This is a genomic window from Halorubrum sp. SP9 (genome assembly GCF_005435015.1).
Taxonomy (GTDB): Archaea; Halobacteriota; Halobacteria; order Halobacteriales; family Haloferacaceae; genus Halorubrum; species Halorubrum sodomense.
In genome coordinates this window covers 1-629 of the sequence record NZ_SGXU01000244.1, presented here as the reverse complement: position 1 = coordinate 629, position 629 = coordinate 1, and the positions used below count along the sequence as shown (strand labels likewise).

The 629-nt window shown below is 54.1% G+C and carries 1 protein-coding gene; it reads left to right on the top strand.

The window, feature by feature from the left end; genetic code table 11:
- Positions 1 to 267: 267 nt before the first annotated feature.
- On the top strand, positions 268 to 629 hold a 362-nt coding region (locus tag EXE45_RS17390), incomplete at its 3' end, for a hypothetical protein (protein WP_137695070.1).

Below are 629 nucleotides of genomic sequence, written 5' to 3'. Positions count from 1 at the left end.
CTCCACCAGCATCTGCGCGCCGCGGAGTCGAAGATCATCCGCGGCTTCTTCGAGTGACGTATGTCTGTAGGCTACTACTAAGACACGGACATATTCGGTATCTATTCTGCCTGCCACATATCTTCGGGCGTAGAAATAGTATGGATACTGAAAGAATAGAACGCATGAGTTCAGGATGGAATGACGCGCCGCGAATCTCGTCAAAGTGCCCTCAATACCGACCAGAACAGGTGAGATAGAATGAGTACTCAGCCGTCTGAGTTGACTATGATGGTGTACGAGTATCTGAACCGGTCCACTGACCCCGCCGCGACTACGACGAGTGAAAATCGTTCGTCATGGGTCGACTCTTCCGTCTACGTCGACGACTACGGGAACAAGCTAGTCGACCGGCTTCTCGCAGCGGAAAGGCACCCCGGTGAGACCTTCGAAGCCGTTTTACACCCGTCTCCAGAGACGATCACACCGGCTTTCATCGCCGATGTCGCGGTCCGCTACGACGACATCGTTGGATTTGCTGCGCCAAGCTCCCAATTATATGATGACCTGTTTTACGCCATGTACGCAGCAATGACCGAGATAGGCGCGGTGTTGACGACGAAGTACCCACGCCATGAGGTTCGCTCGCG